Origin of the sequence: Pseudomonas kitaguniensis (assembly GCF_009296165.1) — a bacterium.
In the GTDB taxonomy this organism is placed as follows: Bacteria; Pseudomonadota; Gammaproteobacteria; order Pseudomonadales; family Pseudomonadaceae; genus Aquipseudomonas; species Aquipseudomonas kitaguniensis.
Map to the genome: position 1 here is coordinate 1 of NZ_VUAZ01000106.1, position 3,139 is coordinate 3,139.

Consider the following 3,139-nt stretch of genomic DNA (forward strand, 5'->3'; position numbering starts at 1 on the left):
AAAAGTGACTCGCTGTAAATGCGAAACCAATATAAGCCATAACCCAAATACCGGATGTATACCCAATCCAAAGAACACCCCGCGCCAGTTTGCTGCGCGACAGCGCAACACCAAATGCACTGGAGCCTCCCACACCCCCTCAACTGTACGGATAAACTCGCGCTTAGCTGTAGGCCCGCAATCGGCGAAGGTTGTGGCTAGATGGGCTTCCCTTGAAGCCCTTTTGATCCCGGTCCCGCCACCATGAGTTCGCGCGAAAACACCGGCATGGCCCTCGGCCTGCTGGGCGTCATCATCTTCAGCCTCACCCTGCCCTTCACCCGCATCGTGGTGCAGGAAATGCACCCGCTGCTCAATGGCCTGGGCCGCGCGTTGTTGGCGGCAATCCCGGCGGCGGCACTGTTGCTGTGGCGGCGTGAACGCTGGCCGACCTGGCGCCAGGTGCGCGGGTTGTGCCTGGTGATTGCCGGCGTGATCCTGGGCTTCCCGGTGTTGTCGGCGTGGGCCATGCAAACGTTGCCGGCGTCGCATGGCGCGCTGGTCAATGGCTTGCAACCACTGTGCGTGGCGCTGTATGCGGCGTGGTTGTCGCACGAGCGGCCGTCGAAAGCCTTTTGGGCCTGCGCGGCGCTGGGCAGTGTGTTGGTGTTGAGTTATGCGTTGATCAGCGGTGCCGGCAGTATCCAGGCGGGCGATTTGCTGATGCTCGGCGCGATTGCCGTGGGCGGTTTAGGCTATGCCGAAGGTGGCCGGTTGGCCAAGGAGATGGGCGGCTGGCAAGTGATTTGCTGGGCACTGGTGCTGTCGACACCGGTGTTGATCGGCCCCGTGTGGTACTTGGCGGTGCAGCATCAAGGTGCGATTTCGATGCGTGCCTGGTGGGCGTTCGGCTATGTGTCGTTGTTCTCGCAGTTTCTGGGGTTCTTTGCCTGGTACGCCGGGTTGGCCATGGGCGGGATCGCCCGGGTCAGCCAGATCCAGCTGTTGCAGATATTCTTCACCATCGCGTTTTCAGCGTTGTTTTTTGGTGAGCATATCGAGCCGATTACCTGGCTGTTTGCCGGTGGCGTAATCGTGACAGTGATGCTTGGGCGCAAGACTGCGGTGCAGCCTGCGCCCGTGCTGAAGGTCAACACTGCCTGATGTGGGAGCAGGTGTTCAGTTCAGATACGGCCTGAGCTATACCACGTTCAGCCTGTCGGACATGGCGCTGTCGTCCACCACCCTGAACAAGACCGGCAAGCTCGACGCCAGCGTCACGCTGAAAAACACCGGCAAGGTAGACGGCGAAACCGTGGTGCAGCTGTATCTCCAGGACGTGGCCGGCTCGATGATCCGCCCGATCAAAGAGCTGAAAAACGTCCAGAAAGTCATGCTCAAAGCGGGTGAAGAGCGCACGTTGCACTTCACCATTACTGAGGAAGACTTGAAGTTCTATAACGCCCAGCTCAAGTTTGCCGCGGAACCTGGCGAGTTCAATGTACAGATAGGGCTGGACTCCCAGGCGGTGCAGCAGCAGACCTTCGAGTTGCTGTAATACGTGCAGCCCCCTCTCGCCAAAGAGGGGGCTTGCGCACTGGGCGACCTTAGCCAGTAAAAAGTTAACTTTCACACCTCGCTACAAGCCAAGTCCTACATCATTTCCCCGGCACATTCACACACCCTGTGAGCCCAATTTTTTTACAGGTGTGCGGACAATGTCGCCCACGAAAACTACCCGAGCCGCAGTTAGCAACGCGCCCGCTCAATCATCTTTCAAGCGAAACGCCATCGCGTTTTGTGTACTCGGTTGCCTGTCGGGCATGCCTGTGCAAGCCGCACGTTATGTCGAACAAGGCCAGCTGCACGATGCCGCCAGTTGGCGCAGTGAAGAGTTCAAGAATAACTGGGGGCTGGGCGCAATCGGCGCCGATTACGCTTATGCAAGAGGGTTGAGTGGCGCCGGGGTTAGAATGGGCGTTTACGACTCCGGCACCGATTTGCGCCATAGCGAGTTTGCGGGAAAACCCAATGAAGGCGTGCTCATGGCTGACACTGGCTGCATGAGTGGAACCGTGCTGGAAAAAGGCTGCTTCTACACCGAAGGTGATCGCGCTGCGGTAACCCTTATAGACTCATTGCCACCTGAAGCATTGGCGAGCCTTGAAGAACTTATTGCCGACGGCATTCTCACCAGAGCGGAACTTGATAATTATCTCGCGGTTGTAGGCGCTAACTATGACGCGCATGGCACTCACGTTGCAGGCACAGCACTCGCCAATCGTGATGGCAACGGCGTTCATGGAGTGGCTTACGCGGCCAACTTGAGTGCGGTGCGCAAGTACGGCAATACCTACCTGGCAGGCCCCATTTCCATCACAGATATAGTGCGTGCGCCTCTTCCTACAGCGGCAGCGGTAGACGTCGCCTATGCCCAATTGCACAGACAGAATGTGCGTGTGGTCAATAATAGTTGGGGCAGTGCATTTTCTCCTGTGAATGAAACAGAGCTGGACATCGCGCTAGGCCAAACCGACACCTTCGTTTATGCAGAACTCAAAGCCATCGCAGACAACACTATCAAGTATGGGATGCTGCAAGTCTGGTCAGCAGGCAATGTAAGCGTGGCAAACGAATCCCCCCAAAAGGCACCCAATTCCGGACTTCATCCCAGCCTGCCACGTGCCATTGCAGAGCTGGAGCCCTATTGGTTAACGGCCGTCAACGTAAATAAAGACATGACCCTGGGTGATTACTCAAAACGCTGCGGCTTTAGCAAAGACTGGTGCCTGGCCGCACCCGGAACCGATATCAACTCGTCCTGGGTTACAGGTTCAATACAAACCGAAAACCACAATGACCAAGACGGGAATGTCGACGGGTTCGCAGTGACAGGTGATACACCCCAGTTAGGCTATGCGTTAAGTTCCGGCAGCTCGATGGCCGCCCCCCACGTCGCCGGTGGTCTGGCGTTGTTGATGGAGCGCTTCCCCTACTTGAGCAACCCGCAAATCCGCGACATATTGCTCACCACCGCCACCGACCTCGGCGAACCAGGCATAGACGACATTTACGGCTGGGGCCTGATGAACCTGAAAAAAGCCATCGACGGGCCCGGCCAGTTAAGGGTTGATACCAGCGTCAACATGGACCGCCCCGC

The 3,139-nt window shown here is 57.5% G+C and carries 2 protein-coding genes and 1 pseudogene; all 3 read left to right on the plus strand.

The window, feature by feature from the left end; all coding sequences use genetic code 11:
- Positions 1-243 precede the first annotated feature (243 nt).
- Entirely contained in the window at positions 244-1,143 is a 900-nt protein-coding gene (locus tag F0169_RS17955; RefSeq protein ID WP_152747231.1) for a DMT family transporter, read from the plus strand.
- A 19-nt stretch (positions 1,144-1,162) separates the two neighbouring features.
- Positions 1,163-1,537 (plus strand): annotated as a pseudogene (locus F0169_RS17960) (fibronectin type III-like domain-contianing protein); the annotation flags it as partial.
- Positions 1,538-1,808: 271 nt separating this feature from the next.
- On the plus strand, positions 1,809-3,139 hold a 1,331-nt coding region (locus F0169_RS17965; RefSeq protein WP_206670180.1), incomplete at its 3' end, for a S8 family serine peptidase.